Source organism: Bacillus sp. 3103sda1, assembly GCF_024159135.1.
Lineage (GTDB): Bacteria > Bacillota > Bacilli > Bacillales > Bacillaceae_G > Bacillus_A > Bacillus_A rhizoplanae.
The window spans coordinates 2,468,074-2,494,481 of the sequence record NZ_JAMYWS010000001.1 but is presented as its reverse complement, the minus strand read 5'-3'; the positions used below and the strand labels follow the sequence as shown (position 1 = coordinate 2,494,481).

Here is a 26,408-nt window from a genome sequence, read left to right as displayed (position 1 = left end):
ATTGAAAATCAAATCATATTCTAGTCTTTCTCAAATTATTAAAAATATATGGCATAAAGATTAAAAAGAAGCCGAATATCATCATCAAAGAATTCAATGAAAATAAAGCTGGTTGCTTAATCCAAGCTGACCCAAAAATAATTACAAAAGTTACACCAGCACTACGCAGAATAGATTTAAAAGAAACAGAGTTTGTCATCATTTTTAATGTTTTCACTTGTAAATTTTCAATTGATTTATTTATTTTGATTTTCATGTTACTGCCTTCTTTCTAAGAAATAGAGTACATATGATATATATTTGGTTCTGGTGCAAAAATTTCAAGACTCTTGCAAGTAATCTCCTAATCTTGGACATACTGATAGTATGACTCTAAAAAAGGTGCGTGATCAGTCAGTATGGAAAAGGAAAATTTGTTTAAATGGAAGCATTATCAGCCTGAACTAATCTTATTAACAGTAAGGTGGTACCTACGGTACAATTTGAGCTTCCGTAACCTGGTGGAAATGATGGAGGAAAGAGGATTATCAATTGCTCACACAACGATTATGCGCTGGGTTCATCAATATGGACCTCAACTAGAAGAGAAAGTACGACATCATCTTAAATCAACAAATGATTCGTGGAGAGTTGATGAAACCTATATGAAAGTAAAAGGTCAATGGATGTACTTATATCGTGCAGTTGATTCAGAGGGTAATACAATTGATTTTTATCTAAGTAAATCAAGAGATAAACAAGCAGCCAAGCGCTTTTTCAGGAAAGCCTTGGCTTTTTCGTATGTTTCTAAACCTCGCGTGATAACAGTAGATAAGAACCCTGCCTATCCTGTAGCGATTCAAGAGTTGAAAGAAGAGAAACATATGCCTGAAGGCATACAACTAAGGCAAGTTAAATATCTCAATAATATAGTGGAACAAGATCATCGTTTTATTAAGAAACGTGTGCGTTCTATGTTGGGATTCAAGTCATTTAAAACAGCAATCTCTATATTGAGTGGTGTTGAAGCCATGCATATGATGAAAAAGGGGCAACTTGTTTTACTGGACAAGTCTGTCCAAAACCAGAAAGAATTTATTCATAAATTGTTTGGCTTAGCTTCATAAGATAGAAATGAAGAGAAAATTGCTACTCTATGTTTCTAACTAACATTTTTGCACCAGAACCAAATAAAGCATGCGTTAGTTCAATAAGATATTTGTTGTCTATGTGTTAAAATGTTAAAAATGCTTACCAACTTCCAAAAGAATAAGGATCGCAAAATTGCAATGTTAACCTTATTTTTAGATAGTGCTTAAGTTATTTCGGATGATTTCTCGCCCGCACCTGTCTAATCGTCAACTTCGAGTAAGAGGCTCATGATAATCGTTTATAAAGTCATGCACCAGCATAACGGATCACTTCCACCACAATAAGGGCAACAACCTCCTGTATAAGTAATTCTAATTTGATCTGAATGAAGTACATAATAATCAGTAATTGGTTCGACGCCAGGGATCTCTATCCCGCCTGGAATCACTGGCAATATAACCTCCCGCACTGTCATGTCCGACCACTTACCGTTCCAGGAACAAATACTGCACTTTAATATCTCTTCCGAAAAGTTCGGAGCATTTTGGATGACAATAATACATTCTCTACTATAGGTATTACAATTAGGACAATCGTGTACTTTCACGAATCTCCACCTCTCATCAAATTTAAAACTTTTCACGTACCTTCTTTTTATTATTCTTTTTTACAGTCAATTAGTCCTTTTTGGGTGTTTTTGCCCATCCCCCTTTTCGGGGGGATAGACAAAAACACCCTATGACGGTAAAGAAGTATATCTTGTTGACTTCAAATCAAACGACAATGTAACAGTAGGTGGATTTCTTGTTTATGTAGGTATAGGGACTAAATTAAAGACTTATTAACTTCCGAATTCGATAATTATGTAAATGGGCTGTCCATATGGGCGGCTTATTGTATTTTTTGCTTAGCGTGGTTTTTTTCCAAAATGCTGGCGGTACCCCTTCAAAAGGTACATCTTTAGATACATTTTTAGCTTTCATGTATTTAGTGTTAAGTGCCCTCCTTGAATCATCTGTAAAAGTATACCTTTACAGATACATAGAAAACTATAAAAAACCACGTCTGTAAATATCGATTTCTCACTTTACAGACATCTGTTTATTTTATATACCTTTACAGACATAATTGGTATAATTACCAATGAGGTATAGCATATGAAGCATAAAAAATTTGGATATGTCCGAGTTTCGAGTAAAGATCAAAACGAAGAACGACAAATTCAGAATATGAAAGATTTAGGAATAGAAGATCGAGATATTTTCATTGATAAAGAATCTGGAAAAAATATGGAGCGAGAGAACTACCAAATGTTAAAACGTCTCGTTCGTACAGGGGATACCATTGTGTTTGATTCCTTAACAAGACTTGGAAGAAATATGAATGATACATTAGAAGAATTTAGATACTATGAAAAGCATAAAGTGAATTTACAATTTATAAAGGAACCGTATATTAACGTCAATTACACTGGTGAAAGTACAAATGACGTCATTCAGAGCGCAATTCAAAAAGCAACACTTACAATATTATCAGCCTTTGCAGAAAAAGAGCGAATCGATATTAAACAACGTCAAGCTGAAGGAATTGCTCTTGCCAGAAAACAAGGTAAACATTTAGGACGTCCTCCTGTCGAAATAACAGAAAAATTTATTGAAGCTTATAAGGAATGGAGATCCGGTTCAATTACAGCAGTAGGAGCTATGAAAAAGTATGACATCAAACGATCTTCATTTTATAAACTTGCCAAACAGTATGAGAAAAGAATGAAAGAATAGAGAGACAAAATTTTAATTTGTTAAGATAGTAATTGAGGTAGCACCAACATTCGTTAAAATGTGGGTGGGACCCCTTTTAGCAAAACCGGAGTGGAAATGATGAGTATAAATAGTTTTGTGGGATTGATAAAGGACGAATTATTAGAAGAGGTAAGCATAAGAAGTGAGGATGAATTCGAGCCTGTAGTAGTTAAAGATATTCCTAGACTTTGGAAGTGTTTAGGGACAGGTAATTATGCCGCAGTATTTATGCACAAAGAATACAAAGATTGGGTAGTGAAAGTTTACGCGCGAGAAGGAGAAGGAATTGAAAAAGAGTCAGAAGTATACCGAAGAATCGGAAAACATCCTTCTTATTCGAAGCTTATATATAAAGGAGAAAATTTCATAGTATTGAAACGTTTAAAAGAAATTACCTTATACGATGCTATTCATAAGGGGATTAAAATTCCTAAGCAGGTAATCCTTGATATCAATGAAGCTTTAGAGTATGCAAGGGAACAAGGATTAACTCCTTGTGATGTTCACGGGAAAAATGTGATGATGGAAAACGGAAGAGGATATGTAGTCGATGTATCTGATTTCTTAAAAACAAAAGAAGATAGTAAGTGGAGAGACCTAGAAAAGGCATATTTTACATTTTATTTGCCTTTCATTTATAAATTGCCTTTCCCTGTTAAAATACCGTATTTCATGTTAAACATTGTTAGACGTTCATATAGAAAATATAAGAAGCTTAAAAAGAAATTCAAATTGTAAAAGGACCACATACTTATCTTTAGGTTAGATAAGTGAACCACTAGTAAACAAAAGGACCGTACATTTTAGATATGTCTAATATGTACGGTCCTAATCGCTGGATATTTAAAGGTCAATACCAATGGTGCTCAGTCTGAAGAAATGGGTGATGAATCACTTGAAATCGAGAGGATTTATATAAAGAACAAATTTCAAAAACATGGGCTTGGCAAATATCTGCTAAATAAAGCTATGGAAATTGCGATGGAAATTGCGATGGAACGTAATAAAAAGAAAATCTGGCTAGGCGTATGGGGAAAAACTGAAAATGCTATTGCTTTTTATAAGAAAATGGGGTTTGTTCAAACTGGAGCCCACTCTTTTTATATGGGTGATGAAGAACAAATGGACTTTATAATGACCAAAACACTCATATAACTTTTTTGAAAGGTGGATTATTATGTATATTCCAAAATATTTTAAGGTCACAAATGGTGATGAAATTTGGGATTTTGTTCAAAAAAACTCTTTTGGCACGATTGTCACAACAGAACAAGGGAAACCAATTGCCACTCATATGCCTTTGGGGTTAAATAAAAAAGGTGATGATTACTATATTACTGGGCATATGGCTTATGGAAATCCTCAGTGGAGAACATTTGAAACTTGTGAAGATGTGCTTATTATGTTTCAGGGACCGAACGCTTACATTTCTTCTTCTTGGTATGGGCATGAAGAAGTTCCAACATGGAATTATCAAGCCGTCCATGTATATGGTAAAGCAAGCATTTTAGAGAAAGATGAATTAATAGAAGAATTAACAATAATGCTGGAAAAATATGAAGAAAATCGTGAAAATCCTGTTTTATGGGATAAACTTTCTCCTCATCTCTTAGAAAGTGAACTGAAAGGTATAGTTGGATTTAAGATTAAGGTGGGAGAAATTCAGGCTGCATATAAATTAAGTCAGAACCGAAATGAAACAGATTATATTAACATCATTGATAAATTACAAAATGAAGGAAATCCAAATTCGAAACAAATGGCAGAACTGATGGAAAAGAGATTAAAAAATCACATATAAGCCTACCTTTATTCAGCCTTCAGATGCAAGAATTAAAGAACGGAACGGAGCTGTCCATATTGGCAGCTTCTCTTCAGATTGTAAGAGATTGTACTTAAAGTAAACAGGCTTTAGTTGAAGAGTAGAGCACAAAAATGATCAAACTTTTTTATAAAAACTAAACATAAATCTGTAAGAGAAGAATCCATTTTGATCAATCTTTTTTCAAAATGGATTCTTTTATTTATCCTAAAATGCTGGTTTATGAGGTGTTTTTGAACAAACTTTATTTTAAAGCAACAATTATTTCAATCAAATTTTATTTCAAAGCTACATTAAGACTTAAAAAATACTAATTTCCTGTAAGTGTTTTAAAAGATATAAAACAACTGTTTACGGTATAAAAATAGTACTATTACTAAGAGGGATTTTTTACTTCTCCTTAGGATAGCACTACACTACATTAAAAAAGCTTAATTATTATTGGATAAGAGGGTGAAGTGAATTTAAATTTGCAACATTCTTCATCACAAAGTTGTATGAATGGTGCCTAAAACCATACCGCTGGTTAAAGAAAATACATATGTTGTGGACCTTTTAGGATAGATATAGTTATGCAAAAATGATAGCAAGGGGGTCAAGGGAGTGTTTAATGATTTTAAACTTGTGGATGATCGTCCGTTTTATATTCAATTAAAGGATTATTTGAAAAAAATGATTATGAAAGGACATCTGCTGGAACACCAGAAGCTTCCATCTACCCGAGAACTTAGTAAATTATTATCGGTCAGCAGAAATACTGTTCTCACTGCTTACGCAGATTTAGAACAAGAAGGTTTAATCTATGCAATAAAGGGAAAAGGAAATTTTATAGGAAAAGTTAAAACATCCAAAACTCCATCCATCGAACTAAACTGGAAAGAAAAAGTCAATGAAGTCACCTTGTTAGCTGATGAATTGGATTTAATGAAGCACGGTGTTCGCTGGGAAAAAGGCATGATTTCATTCAATAGTATTGCCCCAGACGAAAAGCTTTTTGATGTTGAAAATTTTAAAAGAGCTTTTCTGAATCGAATGTCTATTGAAGGGGATATCGTTTTGAACTACGGATATGCAAAAGGTTATAAACCTCTCATTGATTACCTTCTTCACTATATGGAAATGAAAGGGGTAGATATTTCCAATAAGGATATTTTGATTACGAATGGTTTCACCGAAGGGCTGGATATTTTATTGTCTTCTTTAGCGAAAAAATCCGGTCGTATTATATGTGAAAATCCGACCCATCATGCTGCCTTAAAACTGTTTCGATTACATGGACTTGATGTGCATGGGATTGAAATGAAGGATGATGGTATTGATATTGATCAAGTTGAGAAAAGTTTATCCGAAATGGATTTTGATTTCGCATATCTAATCCCGTCTTATCATAATCCGACTGGAATTGTCACATCCTCAGAAAAAAGGACTGAAATCATGAACCTTTTTTCGAAATATGGGATCCCTATCGTGGAGGATGGATTTAATGAGGAATTGCGTTATTCGGGTTCTCATCTAGCACCCCTATTAACATTCGCCGGGTCCGGCAACAATGTTATCTATATCAGCAGCTTTTCAAAAATTCTTTTTCCAGGATTACGTGTTGGTTGGATTTTAGCAGATAAAGAATTAATTCATTGCTTGGAAAGTGTGAAAAGAGCAAGAACGATTCATACATCTACACTGGATCAGGCAGTGCTTTATCAATATTTGCATGATGGTTATTTCGAAAAATATTTAAAAAAGGCCAAGTCAGTTTATAAGAAAAAATATGAACTAGCTGTTCATGCTTGTCATCAATACATTCCTTTTCAAAGAATGACTGGAGATGGGGGACTCCATCTTTTTATAGAGTTAGAAAAAGGAATGAATTCGCGTACACTTTTGAAAAAATGCTATCAAGAGGGAGTCGTTTTTTCTCCTGGGGACGTCTTTTACACGGATGGAAGAGGAAGTAATACGTTTCGATTAGGATTCTCTCGATTAAAAGAAGCGGATATTCTTAAGGGAATTAAGATAATTGGAGATACACTGAAAAATGAAAGTGGGAGTTGAAAAAAGTGAGAGTTGGCGTAATTATGGGAGGCGTGTCCTCCGAAAAACAAGTATCCCTTATGACTGGGGAAGAAATGATTGCACATTTGGATAAAAGTAAGTACGAAATTGTGCCTATTCAACTAAATGACAAAAAAGAGCTTATTGAAAAGGTAAGGAATATTGATATTGCCTTGTTAGCGCTTCACGGAGAATATGGGGAGGACGGTACGATTCAAGGTACATTAGAAACTCTTGGCGTTCCCTATACCGGAAGTGTCATGTTATCAAGCGGTATTTGTATGGATAAAAATATGTCGAAAAAATTGATTCGTTATGAAGGAATTCAAACCCCGGATTGGGTTCATCTTTCGAATATGGAAGAACTTCAGCTTGATGAAATCGAAAAAGTGGGGTATCCGTTAGTGGTAAAACCTAATTCGGGTGGTTCCAGTGTAGGGGTAAAGATCGTATACGATAAGGATTCTTTACTATCCTCGCTTGAGGATGTATTGAAATGGGATTCTGAAATCGTAATTGAAAAATATATAAAGGGCGAAGAAATTACATGTTCCATTTTGGATGGAAAACTTTTACCGATTATTTCAATTCAACATACGGCCGAGTTCTTTGACTATCATGCGAAATATGATGATGCGGCTACGATTGAAGAGATTGTAGAACTTCCGGTCACAACGCAAAAGCGTGTCGCTGAGGCTGCAATGGCGTGCTATAGAGCATTAAAATGCAGTGTTTATGCTAGGGTTGATATGATTATAAAAGATGGAATCCCATATGTGATGGAAGTGAATACACTGCCGGGGATGACAAAAAATAGCTTACTGCCAAAAAGTGCTCATGCGGTGGGAATCACCTATAGTAAGCTATTGGATATGATTATTGAAACATCCTTACGGGTTAGGAAAAACGAAGGCTTTTAATAGAAACATAATTAACTGTAGTGTTAAAACTTATTGTTGATTCAGGAGCTTTAGACCTAGTGGGAGCATAACTGTTCTAGTCTTTCTGGTATTTTAATAGTATTGGAAAATATGATTTTGGACAAAGAACACTATGTCGTATACAACGCATGATAGCTGTATGATCAATAAATAGCCAAATAGCGCGTGTTTTTCCAGCAATTGCAGCTAGGAGTTTTAATCAAACTTTTTTATAAATAATACATCATAGTGTGATGTGAGGAATTCATTTTGACCAATCTTTTTTTCAAAATGGATTCCTTTTTGTTTATTGTAAAAGTCTCGTTCAATTAGTATGTTTGATCAAACTTTGTTCCAGAGTATTAGGGGGGTTACTGCCCACGAATAGCGGGATAAAGCGAACTTCTTCGAAAATGAAAAAAGTTGCTTATTTTACAAGCAACTTTTTCGTTTTAAAAACTAAAAAGATTGATTTTGCGCTGGTTTAATAAATTGTTCCGGGTTTTCGATTAATCCGCACGCAGCGCATTGTACGCGATATGTAGGACCTTGGTAGGCCATATGAAATGCACTCATATTTTCATTTGTATATTCTTCCTCGATTTGACCAGTTTGTGGATTTAATTTTACTGGTTTTGCTGTTTGCTCAATGATATTAAATCTTGTTCGGTTTGTTTTACAATTTGGACAAAGCATTGGTTCCATATCAACACACCTCCATTGTTAGCATTTGTTGATATGGCGGAGTTTATTCATAAGGAAAAACTCTATAAAGGATTTCTGCATTTTTTGTCAAAATAGTAAGAATGTAAGGGAGGAGAAGAATGTGAAACTTCAAATGAAATACATCATTTTATATGCACAGCAATATGAGGAATGCATTCGTTTTTATCGTGATATATTACAGCTACCGATAAAGAGTGAGCACGGTACATATGTTGAATTTGATACAGGTTCTACAATTTTGGCAATCAATAGTAGAAATGATGTTCAAGAGTTAACTGGTTTATCAATTCCGAAGACGTTATCGGAATCATCTACATTTGAGATTGGATTTGTTGTCGATGATGTTACAGAAACAATACATAACTTAAAAGAACACGGAGTAAAGGTGTTAGTAGAGCCGGTTACAAAACCATGGGGACAAACAGTTTCCTACGTTTCTGATCCGGATGGGAATTATATTGAAATTTGCAGTTCATTAGACTAAAGGAGCGGGAGAGAATGAGAAAGTTTCCTATTTTAGAAACAGATCGTTTGCAATTAAGGGAATTAACATTAGTAGATGCAGATGCGATGTTTCGTTATTTTGTTAAAGAACCTGTTATTCGTTATTTTGGAATGGATGCATTTCAAAATATAGAAGAAGTAAAAAACGTCATTCGGAATTTTAGAGAAAGATATGAAGAGGGATCTGCATTTCGTTGGGGGATCGTATTAAAAGGAACAGATCAATTAATTGGCTCGTGCGGATTTCATTTAATTAATCACAAGCATAAACGTGCTGAAATCGGATATGAATTAGATGAAACATATTGGGGAAAGGGATATGCGACAGAAGCATTACAAGCTATTCTTACATATGGGTTTGAAACACTTTACTTTAAGCGGATTTCAGCTGTTGTATACCCGGAAAATGAATCATCTCGTAAATTATTACAAAAAGCAGGCTTTACGGAAGAAGGGTTGCTTCGAAAATATATGATTCAAAATGATGTCGCGCACGATGCGATTATGTATTCGTTGCTGCAGGAAGAATGGGCAACATTACTTCAAAAAGTACGTTAATTACATGAATATGAATAAAGACAATATAAGACCTAAACCTTTAGTTTTAGGTCTTACAAAATATATCTTTTTATCAAAATTTTTTACAAATTATCAATCTTTATTATAGATGATCAGACTTTTTTATAAATTATCGAACTTTATTTTAAATCTACAACTATATTGGACGGTGTTATATATGAACGATAACCTTACCTTGAAAGAATATTCTTCTGATTATCAATCTCAAATTTTAGATTTAATTCTCTCCATCCAACAAGATGAATATAATATTCCTATTTCAAAAGAAGACCAACCTGATTTAGTTAGGATAGAAAGTGTTTACCAATCCGGAAGCGGTAACTTTTGGATCGCACTTTATCAAGGGAAAGTTGTAGGTACTATCGCTCTTTTAGATATTGGTAATCATCAAGTAGCATTAAGAAAAATGTTTGTAAAAAAGAACTTTAGAGGAAAGACATTTCAAACGGCCAGTCTTTTATTACATAATGCAATTGCATGGGCGAAAACAAAAGAAGTGAAAGAAATATATTTAGGAACGACATTGAAATTTGTAGCAGCCCATAGGTTTTATGAAAAACATCGTTTCGAAAATATAGAACTTAACAAGTTACCTACCAATTTCCCTATCATGCAAGTGGACAAAAAATTTTATAAATACATTGTTTCCTAACTCAAAGACAATATAGAGTATTTCTTTGTTCAATAATCGGGCCAGATTGTGAAGGAATGTACTTAAAGTAACGGGCAGGTTAGTTTAACAAGGAATTAAAAAACATTGAGATGGTATCCCAATGTTTTTTAATTTGTTTAATGTTGTTTATCTAATGCTAGCTTTAGTCCAAATCCAATTAGGATAAGACCTGTTGTCTTATCTTAATGTAAAGTGACAAAAAAGTTGTTTAATTTACAATAAAGTCGTTTAAAAAATAATAAAGTTGTTTTAAAAAATGCGAATCATTCTATTCAACAATCGGGCCGAATTGTTGAGGAATTATAGACAGTAGACATCCTACTTGAATAAGATTAATGGTAAAATTGAGAAGTATGGAAGACTTGATAAAGAATATAAACTAGTTGGTTACAATTAAAAGGGTCTTAATATTAAGGAAGGAAGTGCAAAACTATGGATTTCGAAACAGTTATGCAGGAGCTTGAAGCCCTCGGTAAGGAACGAACTAAAAAAATGTACATATCCAATGGTGCGCACGAGCCGCTTTTTGGCGTAGCTACAGGTGCTATGAAACCAATCGCAAAGAAAATAAAAATAAATCAACGTTTAGCTGAAGAGCTTTATTCCACAGGTAACTACGATGCAATGTACTTTGCAGGTATTATTGCAAACCCAAAAGCTATGAGTGAGTCGGATTTTGATCGTTGGATGGATGGGGCGTATTTTTATATGCTGTCTGATTTTGTGGTGGCAGTAACTTTATCAGAGTCAGATTTTGCACAAGACGTTGCTGATAAATGGATTGCAAGCGGTGACGAGCTGAGAATGTCAGCGGGCTGGAGTTGCTACTGTTGGCTTTTAGGGAATCGCCTAGACAATGAATTTTCCGAAAGCAAGATTTCCCATATGCTTGAAATTGTGAAAAATACGATTCATGATTCGCCAGAACGAACGAAATCCGCTATGAATAATTTTCTATACACCGTGGGGATTTCATATTTGCCGCTACATGAAAAGGCAGTCGAGACCGCAAAGGAAGTAGGTACAGTAGAAGTAAAACGGGACAAGAAAAAAAGCAGTTTCCTAAATGCTTACGAAAGTATTCATAAAGAAATTGATAGAGAGAGGCTTGGTTTCAAACGTAAATATGTAAGATGTTAAAAATTAGCTTAGTATTGGGGTGTTGATCCAAGACGGATTGACACTCTTTTTGTTGAAGTTACTGAACTAACGGGCAGAAGGGTGAAGGAGAATTTAGCTCATAACTTTATAAATACCATTGACTTGGAGTTCACTCCAGCTGTTATGATTTCGAAAGAAATTAGCTGAAAAATTAGGATTCGGAAATCCTGTAAAATATTCAATCTTTGTATAAATAGATCTATTCCTTTATTCCAGAAAAGGGCGCTTTTTTTGAATAAAACTTAGATTTTTAAACGACTTTATTGTTATATTTTTTAGTGTAGTGAAGTATCTTGCATCAAAAATTAAACAACTATATTTTTAACCCCGTCCTAAACTTAGAACGGGGTTATGCTTGTTTGAGCTTTTAAAATTAAAAAACTTTATTGTCATTTTACACCTAATTGGACTTGGACTTTCGGAAACATAAGCCATTCACGCAAATAGTTAATGAAAAAGACGTAAACAAAAAACCAAGTGATAGATAGCACTGTATAAATAACACCCATTATAATAAGTTGTTGTGTTGCCGCTGCTCCTGTTTTTATAAATGGGCGTAAAAATGTTAAGAAGAACATTGCAACCTTGGGATTGAGTACATTTGAGAAGAGTCCTTGTTTAAAAGCTGACTTTTTCATTTCAGAATTATTTTGATTTTCAACACTGGTAACTTTCTGGATATGTGGAAAAAGAAGTAAAAGGGGTGGTAGATATTATACCTGACTAATATGTGTCACTCCTTATTCTTTATGAATCTTTACGATTTAGGTCATGATAAATTTTAAGCGCAACACCAAATAATCATTTAGACAGGCTTTTTAATTTGGTTCTAATTGCCCTTATATATATTTAACAATTTAGTTCGTTTAATTATAACTTTTAAAAAAAATATTTCACACATTAACTACTTCGTAATACTATATAGTAGTACGAAGTGATGCCATTGTGAAAGAAGCATAGGAGAAAGTGAAGCTCCATAAAGAAAATCAGCTGTATCCAATGGGGATAGCTGGTTTTAAAATTATTTAGAAAATCCAGTTGACACTCCAACTACTCGGTGATACAATGTACTTGTAATAAGTAATACTGAATAGATTATTTTCTCGAAAGTTATTCAGTAAAAATGCCCCTTAGTACTCTGTAATACTGAATATAAGTCAGACAGAATAGAGGAGGTAGAGGAGGATCTGAACATGGAAAATTTAACTGAAATGCTGAAGGGTTCGCTGGAAGGTTGTGTGCTGGAAATCATCAGCCGCCATGAAACCTATGGCTACGAGATTACCCGCCACCTGAACGAGCTTGGGTTTACCGAAGTCGTGGAAGGGACGGTCTATACCATCCTCGTGCGATTAGAAAAGAAAAAACTTGTGAATATAGAAAAGAAACCGTCAGATATGGGGCCGCCCCGCAAGTTTTACTCACTTAATGAGGCTGGCCGCCAGGAACTTGAATTGTTTTGGAAAAAATGGGATTTTGTATCATCAAAAATAAACGTCTTAAAGTCAATCTAGCTTCATAAGATATTCTGTCTGATATTTTTGGAGTGTCTTATTCAGCTTTATAAAAAAGGAGGAAAAATAGCATGATGGAAATGTTCAAAAAAATGATTGGTGATAAAAAAGAGTACAAAATGATGATGGCACGGGTTGGAGCCCTGCCAGAGGACTACCAGTTTGTATTTAAGAAAATTCAAAACTACATGTGGAATTTCTCAGCGGGCAACGGGATGGATATGCTACACATACAGTATGAATTAATCGATTTGTTCGAAGCCGGTGCGGCGGAAGGTAGACAAGTGCTGGAAATCACTGGGGACGACGTGGCGTCCTTTGCTGACGAACTAGTGGCAAACGCTAAAACCTATGTCTCCAAGTATCGTGAAGATTTGAATCAGAGTATCATGAAGCGATTGAGAAAAGAATAAATTTAATAAATAATACCGACTGATTAGCTGGTTACAAATGTGAAGTGCTGCCATCGCTATTCAGTTATATTTTTAACCCGGTACTAAGTAATACAGATTATCAGTCAGACTAAATAGAAGAGTATAGGCAATCTAGCTCCGCAAAGCGCTTTTTATAAGGAGGAAAAAAGTATGAGTAATGCAGCGATTTCTGTAAAAGGGTTAAAAAAATCTTTTAAAGACAAGGAAGTCTTAAAGGGGGTGGATTTTGAGGTACGGCGTGGCGAAATTTTTGCACTGCTGGGCTCAAATGGAGCGGGCAAGACGACGACGGTCAACATCCTCTCGACGCTGATGAAGCCTGATGGCGGCGAAATAGGTATTTGCGGCTTTGACGTCCAGCGTCAACCGGATCATGTTCGCCAAAGCATCAGCCTGACAGGGCAGTTCGCAGCTTTAGACGGCATGCTCACTGGGTGGGAAAACCTGATGATGATCGCCAAGCTGCGTGGAGTTTCCAATCCCGCTCAAGTCGCCGACAATCTGCTTGCAAGATTCAGCATGACCGATGCGGCCAACCGCCGGGCAGACCAGTATTCCGGCGGGATGAAGCGCCGGCTTGACATCGCCATGAGCCTGATCGGGACGCCAGCAGTCATTTTTCTCGACGAACCGACGACAGGGCTTGACCCCGAAGCACGGATTGAAGTCTGGGATACCGTCAAGGAGCTTGCCGGCGGCGGCACAACCATCTTGCTGACAACCCAGTACCTGGAAGAAGCCGAACAACTGGCAGACCGTATCGCCATCCTGCATGGCGGAAAAATCATCACGACCGGTACGCTTACTGAACTCAAAGAGATGTTCCCGCCAGCGAAAGTGGAGTACATCGAGAAGCAACCGACATTAGAGGAAATTTTCCTCGCGATCATCGGCAAAAAGGAGGAGATGTAAATGAAAAGCAAAACAGGGGTACTACTAGGGCGTTTAATGCGCAACATCATGCGCAGCCCGGATACGATTATCACAGTGGCGATTACACCGATTATGATGATGTTGCTGTTTGTTTACGTATTTGGCGGCGCCATAGAGACAGGCACGGACAACTACGTCAATTATTTATTGCCGGGAATCTTGCTGATGGCTATCGCATCCGGCGTCGCTTACACTTCCGTGCGGCTGTTTACGGATGTAAAGAGCGGGCTGATGGCGCGTTTCATTACCATGCCCATCAAGCGCTCGTCGGTATTGTGGGCTCACGTATTGACCTCGCTTGTTTCCAATGCGCTTACTATCGTGGTGGTTATCCTCGTCGCGCTCTTGATGGGTTTCCGTTCCAGCGCTGATATCCTAGATTGGCTCGCGGTAGCTGGAATACTCGGGCTGTTTACGCTGGCGCTGACATGGCTGGCGGTCATTCCCGGATTGACAGCGAAATCTATGGAAGGGGCGACAGCCTACTCGTACCCGCTGATTTTCCTGCCGTTTATTAGTTCGGCCTTTGTCCCCACCGAAACCATGCCTAAAATTGTCCGTGCGTTCGCTGAGAACCAGCCCGTGACTTCAATCGTGAATGCGATTCGTGCCCTCTTGTATGAAGGGTCTGTTGGCAACGGTATCTGGATCGCACTTGCTTGGTGCGTCGGCATCATGATCATCGCTTACTTCTTCGCCAGTAAAGCATTTAAACGCCAGTTAGGGTAAGTACACCATCGGTTCGGTGTCTCGTGGCAACTAAATCTTCCGAAATAAAATATATGTTTGGAAAAGCACGGGAAAATTTTCCGTGCTTTAATTATTTGTCATGTTCTCAAGGTAACTATTGTCGATATAACATCTTCATGTTATTCCACAATCGCGCCCGATTGTGGAATAAGAAAGAACATTACATATTAGTCATATAAAATATGTAATGTCCTTAAATTTATTTGTTTTTTATTTAGGTCTTGATAAAACTTTTTTTCAAAATGGATTCTTCTCATTTACCGTAAAATACGGGTTTGTGAGGTGTTTTTGAACAACCTTTATTCCAAAGCAACACTCTACATATATTACTCGTTATAGTCGTACTTAGGGTTAACTTCAATTTTACCCTTGTACTTAATAACTTCGAATATATCTTCCATTTCAGCTTTCTTAAATGTTTTATTACCTACATATATTTCTTCTAGTTTTCCGTCTACCATGACCCTAAGAGCGTTTTTCCTAAAGATTATATACTCTTTATATATGTTTTTGTTTATCATAACTGCTTGCTTATGTTCACCATTCTTTAGTAAGTTTCTATCTATTAATCCTTGACCTACTATTGTGATGCATGAAAAATGGGTGCATATTGGAGAATTTGATAGTCAACTTAATAAGTACTCCGGCATATATTGTGCATATACGGTATACACAATTAATAAGGAGGTTCTGTATGCTGGCATTAGACATTAGAAATTTAAATAAGAAATATCAAAATTTCGGGTTAAAGGATGTATCGTTTCAACTGGAAAAGGGTTATATTATGGGCTTTATCGGTGCCAATGGCGCAGGAAAAACAACCACCATTAAATCGATCTTGAACATGATTCATCTTGATAGCGGCGAGGTACGTATTTTAGGCAAGAACATTGCCGAACACGAGATTGAATTGAAACAGGAAATCGGATACGCATTTAGCGGCATTGACTTTTATACTCGAAGCAAAATGAAGACGTTGACCAATGTAATTAAGAAGTTCTACACGAATTGGGATGATGAAACCTATTACAACTATTTACGAAGATTTAAATTGGATGAAAACAAAAAAATCGTTGAATTGTCGACGGGGATGAAGGTAAAGTACAGTTTGGCCCTTGCCTTATCCCATGGGGCGAAGCTTCTCATCCTAGACGAACCGACAAGCGGATTCGATCCAGCCGCAAGAGATGATCTGTTGGATATTTTTCAAGAGCTCGTGATAGATGGCGAGATCAGCATTATTTTCTCTACTCATATTACATCCGACTTGGAGAAATGCGCGGATTTTATTACCTTTATCGAAAACGGTCAAATTATCAACAGTTCTGAGAAAGATGAATTTATTGCCTCATATCGCCTACTAAATGGTAACGGAAACCAGCTAAATCAGGTGAAAGAAAAGTTGATTTCCTACAAAATAAATTCATTTGGCTTTACGGGATTGATTCACTCCAAAGACTTCGACCCTCCTCCGATATTAAAGCAACCACGCCGAGTCTCGAAGAAATCATGATTTACTTCTCAAGAAAGGAGGATATGTATGTATAACTTAGTGATGAAGGATTTAAAATTAGGCCTAAATCCCATGTTTTTTGTATTACCTGTTTTGACAGGTGCATTAATGCTTGTTCCCGGTTGGTTATATTTTATTGTCATTCTGTATTTTTGCTGGATAACGATACCGATTATGTTTGCAGGATATAGAATTCAGAACGATTTAATATTTACCACTATGATGCCTGTAATCAGAAAAGACATGGTGAAGGCAAGGGTGTTCGTTATTGTCATTCTGGAATTATTGCATATTGTTAGTGCAATTATCTTTGGAATGTTTAATATTCGCTTATATCCGAATCAAATTTACTATTTCTTCGCACCGCACATGGGTTTCTGGGGACTATGTTTTGTCATGCTCGCAATCTTCAACATCATCTTTATTTCCATGTATTACAAGACAGCGTATAAATATGGTGAAGCAACCTTCGCATCCGTTACAGCCGCCATGGTTTTTGCCGGAGTTGCACAATGGCTCGGAATCCAGAATTCTTTTGTGTCTGACATTTTCAATGGTAGCGGTGCTGACAATATGGCGCTTCAAATATCCATCCTAATCGCAGGAATCGTGATATTTATTTCATTCACCATGATAGCTTATCGAATTGCGTATAAGCGATTCCTACAAGTGGAGATACAATGAACATAGCAATTTCGAACACATCGGAAAAGCCAATTTATCAGCAGATTTTCGAACAAATCAGCGCCCAAATTTTGAAAGGCGAATTAGAAAGCGGCTATTGTTTACCACCAATTCGACAAGCAGCCAAGGAACTTCGTATTAGTATCATCACTGTAAAGAAAGCTTGGGAAGAACTCGAACGATGCGGTTTGATAAATACAATAACGGGTAAAGGGTGCTTTGTAGCCGAATTCTCATCCGATGAGATACTGCGAATACGCAACGAAATGGTCATAAAGCAAATGGTTAGCGACATTTCATACTACAAATCCTTTGGTCTTACAATAGAAGAAGTTATTGAGCTTTTGAAGAAGGCTTATACAGTTTAAATCAGACGTTGTGATACGAAATGTGATCTTTTTGCGCAGTAATCCCAAAGAAACCCATCATTTTACAGGGAGCTTTTTGTTTTTGAGTTAGATCAGTCAGGCAACTTTGCTTTGTCTATGGACCATTCAACTTTTTAAAATCTGTTCAACAATCGGGCACGATTGTTGAACAATACAGGTAGAAAATGATTAAACTTTTTTATAAAAGCCAGACTAAAGTCTGTTGAAGAAGAAATCATTTTGATCAATCTTTTTTTCAAAATGGTTTCTTTTTATTTATCATAAAACGTGGGTTTGCGAGGTATTTTTTGAACAAACTTTATTTCAAAACTACAATTCGCTCTATTTTGAAATTTTCTCCTTCTTTATCTTTATCTTCATAAATGTAGTGAATATATGACAAATACTCCAGTCGTCGAATTTTATAGTTATAAATCAAGGTACAATTTCAAAAACAGTACCTTGGTTAAAATCAGTCACTTTCATAGAGCCATAAACGCCTAAATATAGTCTGGTTTGATCCAGATTCGTTCCCAAACTAACATAATAAGCTGATTGAGACCCAAAATTATAATCGGTTTCAATAACACTAAAATCATTTAGTTTACAATCTGTACTTACCCTGGTATAAGCTAAAACCCCTCTAACCGGAGGTCGAGATTCTTCATGCCGAGCAAAATCGGTAAACACAACGCTTCCCGTTAAATTTGGGATTCCATTCCCCATATATGGCTGGACTCCTGTAAGTGCAGTTCCTCCAAACTTGTCTGGTCTGGGATCTTTATGAAAATAACTAGTTAAAGGTTGTAGACGCCTCACTGAAGTTTTTACTGTTTCATTGTAATAAGCAATTGTTTTCTCATCCAAAGTCGGATTCGCAGAACAGCTACTTATAAACGCAGTAGGAAAAGCACCTTCCCACCCCCGCCAACCAAAGTTAATAAATCCTTCTTGGTCAGGGTTAGATCTCATTAAAGAAGCTTGAATAAGCTGAGTAACCGGTATTGGTTTATAATGTACGAATGAAAAAATCGACTCTACCAAATCCTGTCCGACAATCCCTACATATTTGATATACTGATTATAAAACCTTTGAAATGAAATGCCTGTTATATTACGAACCCCTTTGGCAATTACCGTAAGCGATTCCTGGATAGGTACGGGAAGTTCATTAAAACGTGTGACCACGGGTGGATTATTGATAAATGTATTCTTAACTACATCAATTTCAATTATTTTACCGAATATTTCCATATTATCCTGACTTAAATTAAATGGATCATAGCCTGCTCCACCATCACCAGTTGTTAGAACAAGTTTTCCAGTTTCAGGTGAAAAGTTTAAGCTATTGACACCATTATGATTAAAAAATGGTCTTCTTATGTTAAGTAATGTCCGTCGTTTTTGAGGTTGACCATTCGATTGTAAAATCCATTCTTCAACTGTATCAATATGATCATATTGAGTTTCTCTATTTGTCCACCTTAGGTTTAAAGTTCTGGGATCACACGGGTTAGGCTTAAAATGTTCAGAAAGAGCACCTGGACCTTGTGTTCCAGCTACTGAATAATGAAGATAAAACAGACCGCTATAATAAAATTCTGGATGAAATGCTAGCCCTAGCAATCCACGTTCATCATATCCACTACCAGAAACACCTTCCTCAGAAGTACCTAATTTTATGACTCGCGGGCGAATATCTAAAAAAGTCTTGATAACTCCGTCTCCTATGTAAAAGATCTCTCCTACCTGGGTTGCAATAAATAGTCGTTCAATTGAATCACCCGGAAGTATAGTTGTTTTCAAAACGGTGGGTAAATTTATCTTACTTACAATAGGTCGTAAACGAACCTTAACTTTTATCAACTAATTTTACACTCCTTCTTATTGTTTTCTTTTATAAGAATATGACTAGAACTGTTCTATTAGTATCAAATTAGGGCCGGGGAATTAGGGGAATTTCCTTTTAATATTGGTCCGTTTTTGGTAGGTTTTATGTGGATATTAAGATGAACATATGGAAATTTCAAACTGTTTATATTACTCAACGCAATTGTAGATGGTGCTTTTGCATTTATATTGAATGGTGTTATTAAAAAGATAAACTATTTACATTAATTCGATTAAATAAGTTTCAATTTTTCGTTTATTTCTTTTGTAAGGAGTTTTTACTGTATGGATTTCAGTACATTACTGAAAGTAAAAGGGAATTTACTTAATAATATTATGAATTAATCACTTAAAGTAACGGGTGCTTATCTTCAATAATCGGGCGCTTTAATTGAGAAAGAATCACAAAAATTATCAAACTTTTTTATAAAAGGATGGTTCAATTGAATATAAAAAAGCGTGTTTTAATCAATTTTTTTCAAAACACGCTTTTTCTATTTGTTCTTTTATCAAGGTTTATTAAGTTAAGTTAATCAAACCTTATTCCAAGGCTACAATAGTAGATTCATATTACTGCCTTTATTATATAGGTTTTTTATTGATTATTCTAACAGTTGTGGAACTCTAACCCGCTATTTTATGTTTTTTACATTTCTTAGATGTAGTGAAATAGCGTAGCTACAATGAAACTGTAACCAAAATGATTGTGGAAAATTGCTTATTTTACACTTACACCACATATGGTAGTCTGATAATAACAATATTATCCAATAAGAGGGCTGAATTAAGGTTCTATAAGTAATAAAATAACAATTATAAGGAAGGAGGATTATCGCATGAAAAAGTATTGTTTCTTGTCTATCCGCAATATGCTGATTTTGAAATAGCTCACGCATTATTTTTGCTTAGAAAAGTGGGTAAAGAAAAAATTACTACTGTTTCCGTAGATGGGTTTGATTTAATTCTTTTTTCTGGAGGAGACGGTGTTCGTGAAATACTAGATGAGGGAATTGTTAGTAAGATGTTAATGAACACCTTTAGCTTACACATTTCCATTGTCTCTATATGTGCTTCCGTCATTTTGTTGGGCAAAGCAGGGATACTTAACGGTAGAAAATTTACGTGTCTTCAGCATACATATGAGAAAACAAAGTCCTGTTTGAAGCATTAGTATATACAGGAACAGATATTGCAGTTATAATTGTAAATTAATGGATTTTTTGAAAGAAAAAGAAAAATTAGATTCAACAGTCAACTATCCACCACTTAAACGCTAACGCGCTTTGAAGTGGGAGCTTAGAAAAAGCCCTGGTTGTCTAGCCTTAGTCTTTTATAGACTCCGTTCGTAGGTTGCATACCCAAGAATGATTCCCTAGTTCTTGGCTCTATGGTGGCTCTGTAACAGTTCTGATTGGGAAGGAACGGTCAACCACAAGCCTTCTTGTATAATAAGTTGCTAACACCTACAAACATTGGCGAAGGGAAACAAACTCTTAGGAGGGACAAAACATGCGTGTATTTGTCAAGAATTTACGAGGAGAACCACTTATGCCTTGTAGTCCTCGTAAGGCTCGGCTTCTTCTCAAACAAGGAAAAGCAAAGATTGTGGGATATACACCATTTACCATTCAGCTTCAATACGCTACTGGAGAAACGGTACAACATGTTACAGTCGGCGTTGACAGTGGTGCAAAGCATATCGGCATTGCGATTACCACTGAAGACAAAGTGTTAGCAAAAGGAACCATTGAGTTGCGTCAAGACGTCAAAGAAAACCTTACACTAAGAGCTACATTACGCAGAGGTAGAAGACAACGAAAAACAAGATATCGCAAAGCACGTTTTCTCAATCGGAAAAAGAAAGAGGGCTGGTTACCGCCATCGATTCAAAGCAGAGTGGATAACCAAATTCATTGGATTGAAACATTCCGCTCGTTATTACCATCTCCAAAAGTGATTGTCGAGGTAGGAAAATTCGATGCACAAAAGCTCAAAAATCCTGATATACAAGGAACAGAATATCAACAAGGGGATGCTTTTGGCTTTTGGAATACGAGATATTATGTATTCGCAAGAGACAATTACGCCTGTCAAATTTGTAAGAAAAAAGGTGGTATCTTGCATACGCATCATATCATCGAACGATGCAACGGCGGATCTAATATGGCAGATAATCTTGTAACTGTACATGAGGAGTGTCATCAAAAATTTCATCAAGGGAAACTCAAACATAGTTTCAAGAAACCAAAACAATATAAAGAAACAGCTTTTATGAATATACTGCGTTTGCAAATCATGAAACGTTTAGATTGTGACATTACGTATGGCAGTTGCACAACACCGAAACGAAAAGAGTTAAGTTTAGCCAAAACACATATAAATGACGCTATTGCGATCACAAATCCAAAACGGTTACAAGAATATGACCAAAGTGGCGAATTTCGCATCAAACAATTTAGAAAGAAAAAGCATTCTCTCCATGAAGCAACTGCAAGAAAAGGAAGAAAAACGAAAAATACAAGCGCAAAGCGAAATAAGAAAAATACATCACATGTAGATGGAATTCATTTAGGTGATAAGGTGAAAGGATTTGGGCAAATAGGATTCGTGACGGGGTTTACAGGGAAAATGGTGTACGTACAAGATATCGATGGACACTATATACAAAATCCGTCTAAATCTTATAAGCAGATAAAGATATTGGATATAGAATGTATCCACCATAATACCAACTGGTTGTTTTTACAAGTGAGTTAGGCTGTACCTAACCGAAATTCATTCCCATCTTACCGTTGGGCTACTACCCGTTACATGTTTGAAGATGGGGACTTCTTTCGGAAATAGGTTAAAGTTTTGTAAGGGAATAATCTCTTAACTGAAGAATCTTATTTAAGAAAATCTCAACAATGTAAATCAATATAAAATAGTAATAAGGAAGAAACAGGAAGGATAGATGGAAAATGGGGAATTTTTCAATATTAAACATTGTTTCAATTATTCTTTTCTTCGCTTTAATACTGTTATTTTTTATTTCGCTTGGTGCATTTATACGTTCACGACTCGTCAATCAATCTAGTCAAAGAGCTTCTTTAGTTGAAATTGAGAAGAAATTAGATAGAGTTATTGAGATGTTGGAGGAAAAAGAGAAAAATTGACAACATGCTTAATAAAACAAGTAAGAAAATATATGAAATTAGAAAAGAACAAGTAATGTGGATAATGCTTATTACTTGTTCTTATATCGGTAATATAAATGCTGTCTGAATGTTTAATTTATAATAGTATTATATAATTCTAGAGCTTCTTTTACATTCAATCCATTTTTTACGATGCCATGAATAGATTGAATCATAGCAACTGGATGATCGGATTGCCAAATATTCCGTCCCATATCTACACCGATTGCTCCTTCTTGCAGTGCGTTGTATGTAATTGTTAGCACTGCTTCTATTGTATCTAATTTTGGTCCTCCAGCAATAACGACTGGGGCAGGACATGTACTTGTGATTTTCTCAAAGCCTTCACAGTAATACGTTTTAATAATATCAGCGCCCATTTCAACACATACGCGTGAAGCTAGTGCTAAAAAGCGTGCTTCTCGTTTTTGAAGTTCTTTTGCTACTGCAGTAATTCCTAATACGGGCAAACCGTAATCATGCGCTTCAGATACAACATTGGCAAGGTTTGTTACAGTTTGTGTTTCATAATCAGATCCTACAAAGACAGATACGCCAACTCCAGCCACGTTATGGCGCAGTGCCTCTTTTATTGGAGTAACAATTGTTTCATTAGCAAGATCCTTTCCAACTACAGTGGCACCACCTGACACACGAAGGACCATTGGAGTTTTACAATCTTCCGGTATACAAGAATTAAGAATACCGCGAGTTAAAAATAGGGAATCTGTGTATGGGAGTAAGCTTTTTACTGTTTCATGAGGCTGTTCTAAACCGTGAATTGGTCCTAAAAAGTATCCGTGATCAACTGCCAACATAACTGCTTTTCCGTCAGGTAAAATAGTATTTAAGCGATTTTGAAATCCCCAAGTCATAGGATATCACTCCTTAATTACATTTTGGATTTTCTGTTTGTACAGTATCTTTTTCTTGCAAGTGAGGCGATTTAATAAAGAGCGCTTTAAAATTTTGAGAAGAACGATTGATGAGATAGTGGGATTCATGAGGACGAACTTGTAAGACATCGCCTTGTTTAATAGGAACTTTTACATGATTAATATAGAAATCTATTTCACCTTCTAATGCGTAGAAAATTTCTTCACAAGTTGTATGATAATGGTTTTGAAAATCTTGCCCTGGTTTAATGACAACAACACCTATATCAATATTAGGTCCCTTCACTAAATATTTTGGTCCATTATCACCGAAGCGATAAGAAAAATCTTCTTCATTTACTTTTAGCATGCTTTTCACTCCTTTATGTAACAATTTACAGAGCGCCAGGTGCAATCCACATATGAGAAGTAAATCCTTGATCAGCTAATTGTAGTTGCTGCTGATATACAATTTTCCAGTTTTGATATAATTCTTGATACTGTTGATGGTTTTCGATATTTGGTATATACGTTGTTTCCCATTTTACAAATTGTTCAGAAACGGCTTCCATTGAATGATAAATACCAGCACCAACTCCTGCAACTATTGCTGTTCCTAAAGCAGCAGCTTCTTTTACTACTGGAACTTTTACAGGAACACCTAATACATCAGCTACAATTTGACACCATAACTTTCCTTTTGAAGCCCCCCCAGCAAAAACTACTTCTCTTGGGAAATGTCCTGTTAATTCTTCAATTAATTTTAAATTTCCATATGTTACAAAAGCAGCACTTTCTTCAATTGATCGAAACAGTTCTTTCTTCCCGCATTGTTCAGAATCTAAGCTTAAATTTATAAAAGAGGGAGATGCATGGCGCCAAGAAATATAGTTCATGACATTAGAAAAAATCGGAATGATACCGTGTGATCCAACTGGGACATGCTTTGCTTGTTCCTCTAATAATTCGTAAGCATCGATACCTAGTTCTTTTGCTCTTTGTTTTTCTTCTTGACAGAAAGCGTCCCGAAACCAGCGCATAACAAGGCCGGGAAAAAAGGCAATTGTTTCGTATTGCCAAAGAGTAGGAAGAACGTGACAATTTACACGAATGCGAGCATTTGGATCTGGTACAGGATTGTTTACATTCACTTCTTGTTGCCAAAAACTTCCTCCGCAAATGAATGTTTGCCCGTTTTTGACAACTCCAGAACCGAGAGAAGCCATTTGCGCATCTCCACCTCCAGTAACAACAGGCGTTCCCTCGAATAATCCAGTTTCTGCTGCGCTTTGTTTTGTTACGTTTCCAATAAGAGTTCCGGCTTCATTTATTTGTGGTGAGAGCACAGAGGAAAGTTTGCATTGGGCCACTAATTCTGGAGCCCAATTTCTATTTTGTAAATTGAAAATTCCCGTTGTACATCCATTGGAAGGGTCAACTTGTAATACGCCGCACAGTTTATATAAAATCCAGTCATTTAACATGGTAATAGAATGTACTTTCTTATAAATCTCTGGTTGGTGTTCCGCAATCCATCGTAACCTTGGTAATGCACCTAGAGCGAACGTTTGCCCTGATACCGTATATAGATTATGCTCAATGTGAGGGTGTAGTTGTTTAAGTTGTGTAACTTCAGCAACAGCACGGTTATCAACATTTGCACACGCCCAAATTTCAGTACCATCTTTGTCATATAAAACAAATCCTTCGCGCATACTTGTTGCACTAATTCCTTGAATAGAAGAAGGAGGAATACCACTTGTTTGTAGTACATCTTTTGTACATTCTTGAATAAGTTTCCAGTTTTCCTTTACGTCAAAATCCATTGAACCTGGGTATCGTGGGTTTTCTATGTGAACCCATTCTCGTTGACTAACAGCAAGTTGATTACCTTGTAAATCAAATAAAACAGCTCGGATACTACCAGTTCCGGCATCATAAGCTAATAGAGCAGCCATTATATTCCACTCTCCTTTTCCAATAAAGAAAGGGCAGTTTCTTCATCGATAATCAATGTATGAATGTACCTGCCTTTCAATGCCCCGTAAATCGCATCAACTTTTTGTTTACCGCCAGCTACTCCAACGACGTGTTTCATATTCCGAAGTATAGAAAGAGGCGTACCGATAATTCGTTTATGATGAGATAAACTTAGGATGTCTCCATCGATGGTATAAAATTGTCCTAGAATATCACCAACACCATGTTGATTTCGAATATATGTCATTTCCCGAAGGGTCATTTTTTCTTCTTTTAAAATAGTCGCATCAGAAGATAAGCCGCCAATTCCAACAACAGCAGTATTTGCGAGCGATGCAACATGCAACATGTCTTTCACAGATGGTTCAGATAGTATGCTGTCTGCCATTTTTTGTGTAGAAGCTAAAAATGGAGAAGGGATAATATGGAGATTTCCATGTACTTGATTAAGGTAATTTTGTTTTTTAGGAAGATAGTAACTTACGCCGCCGGTTAACGTGACCATAGAAATATTCATAGTTACATCAAAATTAATATTGTCCAGCGTTTTTGAGATAGTTTCACCCCAGCCAATACCGAGTAAATCGCCGTGTTGTAAATGTGTTTCTAAATATTGCGCAGCTGCTTTACCTAATGAATCAGAAAGATTATCTTTCGGCGTTGGAATAATGAAAGCATCTATTAGTTGAAACGCTTTTACAAGCTCTCTTTCTATACTTAAACAATGTAAACCAGTGCCTTTAATATGAAATGTAACGATTCCTTCAGTCCGTGCTTTTTCTAATAAACGGACAACTTTGTTCCGGGATATATGTAGTAATGAGGCGATTTCTTGTTGGGTAAGGTGATCTTTGTAATAATACCAAGCAGCTTTTGTTAACAAATTTTCTTCAAAGTTCAGCTGTGTCATGCTTTTCATCCTTTCAACAAATGACCGATGTTTAAACATATGTAAGTATATTTTTATTTATACCGTCTGTAATA

27 protein-coding genes and 2 pseudogenes are annotated in these 26,408 nt (G+C 36.1%); 21 read left to right on the top strand and 8 right to left on the bottom strand.

The genetic code is table 11. From position 1 onward, the window contains the following. Positions 1-13 precede the first annotated feature (13 nt). Positions 14-256: a hypothetical protein gene (locus NKR74_RS12345; RefSeq protein ID WP_253629734.1), complete on the bottom strand. Its 243-nt coding sequence runs from the start codon at positions 254-256 to the stop codon at positions 14-16. A gap of 142 nt (positions 257-398) precedes the next feature. Here NKR74_RS12345 and NKR74_RS12340 point away from each other — a divergent pair, with 142 nt between their 5' ends. From NKR74_RS12340 to NKR74_RS12310, 7 genes and pseudogenes are all read left to right on the top strand, one after another. Then, positions 399-1,106 (top strand): IS6 family transposase, encoded by a 708-nt coding sequence (locus NKR74_RS12340; RefSeq protein WP_253629733.1) that lies wholly within the window; start codon positions 399-401, stop codon positions 1,104-1,106. Positions 1,107-2,228: 1,122 nt separating this feature from the next. Next, the gene (locus NKR74_RS12335; RefSeq protein ID WP_253629732.1) at positions 2,229-2,849 is read left to right on the top strand and encodes a recombinase family protein; all 621 of its coding nucleotides are present in this window, start codon (positions 2,229-2,231) and stop codon (positions 2,847-2,849) included. Between the two features lie 99 nt (positions 2,850-2,948). Then, the gene (locus tag NKR74_RS12330) at positions 2,949-3,608 is read left to right on the top strand and encodes a protein kinase family protein (RefSeq protein WP_253629731.1); all 660 of its coding nucleotides are present in this window, start codon (positions 2,949-2,951) and stop codon (positions 3,606-3,608) included. A 93-nt stretch (positions 3,609-3,701) separates the two neighbouring features. After that, positions 3,702-4,025: pseudogene (locus tag NKR74_RS12325) on the top strand (GNAT family N-acetyltransferase); the annotation flags it as partial. Positions 4,026-4,047: 22 nt separating this feature from the next. After that, positions 4,048-4,671 (top strand): FMN-binding negative transcriptional regulator, encoded by a 624-nt coding sequence (locus NKR74_RS12320; protein ID WP_253629730.1) that lies wholly within the window; start codon positions 4,048-4,050, stop codon positions 4,669-4,671. Positions 4,672-5,295: 624 nt separating this feature from the next. Further along, positions 5,296-6,744: a MocR-like pyridoxine biosynthesis transcription factor PdxR gene (gene pdxR, locus NKR74_RS12315; protein ID WP_098311153.1), complete on the top strand. Its 1,449-nt coding sequence runs from the start codon at positions 5,296-5,298 to the stop codon at positions 6,742-6,744. A gap of 5 nt (positions 6,745-6,749) precedes the next feature. Further along, positions 6,750-7,664 (top strand): D-alanine--D-alanine ligase, encoded by a 915-nt coding sequence (locus NKR74_RS12310; protein ID WP_253629729.1) that lies wholly within the window; start codon positions 6,750-6,752, stop codon positions 7,662-7,664. A gap of 459 nt (positions 7,665-8,123) precedes the next feature. Here the strand turns inward: NKR74_RS12310 and NKR74_RS12305 are convergent, their stop codons facing one another. Beyond that, the gene (locus NKR74_RS12305) at positions 8,124-8,369 is read right to left on the bottom strand and encodes a DNA alkylation repair protein (RefSeq protein WP_098311155.1); all 246 of its coding nucleotides are present in this window, start codon (positions 8,367-8,369) and stop codon (positions 8,124-8,126) included. 121 nt (positions 8,370-8,490) lie between these two features. On the opposite strand from NKR74_RS12305, the gene NKR74_RS12300 reads away from it, so the two are divergent. The 4 genes from NKR74_RS12300 to NKR74_RS12285 all read left to right on the top strand — a co-directional run bounded on the left by NKR74_RS12300 (position 8,491) and on the right by NKR74_RS12285 (position 11,286). Then, positions 8,491-8,874 carry a VOC family protein gene (locus NKR74_RS12300; protein ID WP_098311156.1) on the top strand — a complete coding sequence of 128 codons (384 nt, stop codon included), beginning with the start codon at positions 8,491-8,493 and terminating at the stop codon, positions 8,872-8,874. Between the two features lie 14 nt (positions 8,875-8,888). Continuing rightward, a complete protein-coding gene (locus tag NKR74_RS12295; RefSeq protein WP_098311157.1) occupies positions 8,889-9,452 on the top strand; it encodes a GNAT family N-acetyltransferase in 564 nt (187 codons plus the stop codon). A 178-nt stretch (positions 9,453-9,630) separates the two neighbouring features. After that, a complete protein-coding gene (locus NKR74_RS12290; protein WP_253629728.1) occupies positions 9,631-10,125 on the top strand; it encodes a GNAT family N-acetyltransferase in 495 nt (164 codons plus the stop codon). A gap of 453 nt (positions 10,126-10,578) precedes the next feature. Beyond that, the gene (locus NKR74_RS12285) at positions 10,579-11,286 is read left to right on the top strand and encodes a DNA alkylation repair protein (RefSeq protein ID WP_253629727.1); all 708 of its coding nucleotides are present in this window, start codon (positions 10,579-10,581) and stop codon (positions 11,284-11,286) included. Positions 11,287-11,696: 410 nt separating this feature from the next. Here the strand turns inward: NKR74_RS12285 and NKR74_RS12280 are convergent, their stop codons facing one another. Further along, on the bottom strand, positions 11,697-11,987 hold the full coding sequence (locus NKR74_RS12280) for a LysE family translocator (protein ID WP_375337698.1): 291 nt from the start codon (positions 11,985-11,987) through the stop codon (positions 11,697-11,699). 513 nt (positions 11,988-12,500) lie between these two features. Between NKR74_RS12280 and NKR74_RS12275 the strand changes: the two genes are divergently transcribed. From NKR74_RS12275 to NKR74_RS12245, 7 genes and pseudogenes are all read left to right on the top strand, one after another. Next, positions 12,501-12,821, top strand: coding sequence for a PadR family transcriptional regulator (locus tag NKR74_RS12275; protein WP_017151750.1), 321 nt, complete (start codon positions 12,501-12,503; stop codon positions 12,819-12,821). A 71-nt stretch (positions 12,822-12,892) separates the two neighbouring features. Then, positions 12,893-13,234 carry a DUF1048 domain-containing protein gene (locus NKR74_RS12270; RefSeq protein ID WP_098311161.1) on the top strand — a complete coding sequence of 114 codons (342 nt, stop codon included), beginning with the start codon at positions 12,893-12,895 and terminating at the stop codon, positions 13,232-13,234. Positions 13,235-13,405: 171 nt separating this feature from the next. Further along, a complete protein-coding gene (locus NKR74_RS12265) occupies positions 13,406-14,167 on the top strand; it encodes an ABC transporter ATP-binding protein (RefSeq protein WP_253629725.1) in 762 nt (253 codons plus the stop codon). After that, entirely contained in the window at positions 14,168-14,917 is a 750-nt protein-coding gene (locus tag NKR74_RS12260) for an ABC transporter permease (RefSeq protein WP_253629724.1), read from the top strand. It abuts the gene before it with no gap. A 715-nt stretch (positions 14,918-15,632) separates the two neighbouring features. Beyond that, positions 15,633-16,486 (top strand): annotated as a pseudogene (locus tag NKR74_RS12255) (ABC transporter ATP-binding protein). Beyond that, positions 16,479-17,135, top strand: coding sequence for an ABC-2 transporter permease (locus NKR74_RS12250; RefSeq protein WP_098311166.1), 657 nt, complete (start codon positions 16,479-16,481; stop codon positions 17,133-17,135). The pseudogene NKR74_RS12255 and the gene NKR74_RS12250 overlap by 8 nt, the downstream one beginning before the upstream one ends. After that, positions 17,132-17,503 (top strand): GntR family transcriptional regulator, encoded by a 372-nt coding sequence (locus NKR74_RS12245; protein WP_253629723.1) that lies wholly within the window; start codon positions 17,132-17,134, stop codon positions 17,501-17,503. The genes NKR74_RS12250 and NKR74_RS12245 overlap by 4 nt, the downstream gene beginning before the upstream one ends. Before the next feature lie 435 nt (positions 17,504-17,938). On the opposite strand, the gene NKR74_RS12240 is transcribed toward NKR74_RS12245, so the two are convergent. Continuing rightward, the gene (locus NKR74_RS12240; RefSeq protein ID WP_253629722.1) at positions 17,939-19,369 is read right to left on the bottom strand and encodes a PQQ-dependent sugar dehydrogenase; all 1,431 of its coding nucleotides are present in this window, start codon (positions 19,367-19,369) and stop codon (positions 17,939-17,941) included. 937 nt (positions 19,370-20,306) lie between these two features. Between NKR74_RS12240 and NKR74_RS12235 the strand changes: the two genes are divergently transcribed. The 3 genes from NKR74_RS12235 to NKR74_RS12225 all read left to right on the top strand — a co-directional run bounded on the left by NKR74_RS12235 (position 20,307) and on the right by NKR74_RS12225 (position 22,548). Next, positions 20,307-20,564: a DJ-1/PfpI family protein gene (locus tag NKR74_RS12235; protein ID WP_253631142.1), complete on the top strand. Its 258-nt coding sequence runs from the start codon at positions 20,307-20,309 to the stop codon at positions 20,562-20,564. Positions 20,565-20,902: 338 nt separating this feature from the next. After that, the gene (gene iscB / locus NKR74_RS12230; protein ID WP_253629721.1) at positions 20,903-22,150 is read left to right on the top strand and encodes an RNA-guided endonuclease IscB; all 1,248 of its coding nucleotides are present in this window, start codon (positions 20,903-20,905) and stop codon (positions 22,148-22,150) included. A 203-nt stretch (positions 22,151-22,353) separates the two neighbouring features. Then, the gene (locus tag NKR74_RS12225; RefSeq protein WP_253629720.1) at positions 22,354-22,548 is read left to right on the top strand and encodes a DUF4083 family protein; all 195 of its coding nucleotides are present in this window, start codon (positions 22,354-22,356) and stop codon (positions 22,546-22,548) included. A gap of 113 nt (positions 22,549-22,661) precedes the next feature. Here the strand turns inward: NKR74_RS12225 and lsrF are convergent, their stop codons facing one another. Genes lsrF through NKR74_RS12205 form a run of 4 tightly spaced genes read right to left on the bottom strand, consistent with a single transcriptional unit; the run spans position 22,662 to position 26,334 of the window. Continuing rightward, entirely contained in the window at positions 22,662-23,444 is a 783-nt protein-coding gene (lsrF, locus tag NKR74_RS12220) for a 3-hydroxy-5-phosphonooxypentane-2,4-dione thiolase (RefSeq protein ID WP_253629719.1), read from the bottom strand. Between the two features lie 13 nt (positions 23,445-23,457). Next, positions 23,458-23,814 (bottom strand): cupin domain-containing protein, encoded by a 357-nt coding sequence (locus NKR74_RS12215; RefSeq protein WP_098307047.1) that lies wholly within the window; start codon positions 23,812-23,814, stop codon positions 23,458-23,460. Between the two features lie 25 nt (positions 23,815-23,839). Next, positions 23,840-25,402: an autoinducer-2 kinase gene (gene lsrK / locus NKR74_RS12210; protein ID WP_098307049.1), complete on the bottom strand. Its 1,563-nt coding sequence runs from the start codon at positions 25,400-25,402 to the stop codon at positions 23,840-23,842. Beyond that, positions 25,402-26,334: a sugar-binding transcriptional regulator gene (locus tag NKR74_RS12205; RefSeq protein WP_141524973.1), complete on the bottom strand. Its 933-nt coding sequence runs from the start codon at positions 26,332-26,334 to the stop codon at positions 25,402-25,404. Before NKR74_RS12205 ends, lsrK begins: the two co-directional genes overlap by 1 nt. Positions 26,335-26,408: the final 74 nt, after the last annotated feature.

Bases quoted from the DNA above. Each gene is read 5' to 3' on its own strand.
- NKR74_RS12345 (WP_253629734.1), bottom strand. From the start codon at position 256: ATGAAAATCAAAATAAATAAATCAATTGAAAATTTACAAGTGAAAACA.
- NKR74_RS12340 (WP_253629733.1), top strand. From the start codon at position 399: ATGGAAAAGGAAAATTTGTTTAAATGGAAGCATTATCAGCCTGAACTA.
- NKR74_RS12335 (WP_253629732.1), top strand. From the start codon at position 2,229: ATGAAGCATAAAAAATTTGGATATGTCCGAGTTTCGAGTAAAGATCAA.
- NKR74_RS12330 (WP_253629731.1), top strand. From the start codon at position 2,949: ATGAGTATAAATAGTTTTGTGGGATTGATAAAGGACGAATTATTAGAA.
- NKR74_RS12320 (WP_253629730.1), top strand. From the start codon at position 4,048: ATGTATATTCCAAAATATTTTAAGGTCACAAATGGTGATGAAATTTGG.
- NKR74_RS12305 (WP_098311155.1), bottom strand. From the start codon at position 8,369: ATGGAACCAATGCTTTGTCCAAATTGTAAAACAAACCGAACAAGATTT.
- NKR74_RS12295 (WP_098311157.1), top strand. From the start codon at position 8,889: ATGAGAAAGTTTCCTATTTTAGAAACAGATCGTTTGCAATTAAGGGAA.
- NKR74_RS12290 (WP_253629728.1), top strand. From the start codon at position 9,631: ATGAACGATAACCTTACCTTGAAAGAATATTCTTCTGATTATCAATCT.
- NKR74_RS12285 (WP_253629727.1), top strand. From the start codon at position 10,579: ATGGATTTCGAAACAGTTATGCAGGAGCTTGAAGCCCTCGGTAAGGAA.
- NKR74_RS12275 (WP_017151750.1), top strand. From the start codon at position 12,501: ATGGAAAATTTAACTGAAATGCTGAAGGGTTCGCTGGAAGGTTGTGTG.
- NKR74_RS12270 (WP_098311161.1), top strand. From the start codon at position 12,893: ATGATGGAAATGTTCAAAAAAATGATTGGTGATAAAAAAGAGTACAAA.
- NKR74_RS12265 (WP_253629725.1), top strand. From the start codon at position 13,406: ATGAGTAATGCAGCGATTTCTGTAAAAGGGTTAAAAAAATCTTTTAAA.
- NKR74_RS12260 (WP_253629724.1), top strand. From the start codon at position 14,168: ATGAAAAGCAAAACAGGGGTACTACTAGGGCGTTTAATGCGCAACATC.
- NKR74_RS12250 (WP_098311166.1), top strand. From the start codon at position 16,479: ATGTATAACTTAGTGATGAAGGATTTAAAATTAGGCCTAAATCCCATG.
- NKR74_RS12245 (WP_253629723.1), top strand. From the start codon at position 17,132: ATGAACATAGCAATTTCGAACACATCGGAAAAGCCAATTTATCAGCAG.
- iscB (WP_253629721.1), top strand. From the start codon at position 20,903: ATGCGTGTATTTGTCAAGAATTTACGAGGAGAACCACTTATGCCTTGT.
- NKR74_RS12225 (WP_253629720.1), top strand. From the start codon at position 22,354: ATGGGGAATTTTTCAATATTAAACATTGTTTCAATTATTCTTTTCTTC.
- lsrF (WP_253629719.1), bottom strand. From the start codon at position 23,444: ATGACTTGGGGATTTCAAAATCGCTTAAATACTATTTTACCTGACGGA.
- NKR74_RS12215 (WP_098307047.1), bottom strand. From the start codon at position 23,814: ATGCTAAAAGTAAATGAAGAAGATTTTTCTTATCGCTTCGGTGATAAT.
- lsrK (WP_098307049.1), bottom strand. From the start codon at position 25,402: ATGGCTGCTCTATTAGCTTATGATGCCGGAACTGGTAGTATCCGAGCT.
- NKR74_RS12205 (WP_141524973.1), bottom strand. From the start codon at position 26,334: ATGACACAGCTGAACTTTGAAGAAAATTTGTTAACAAAAGCTGCTTGG.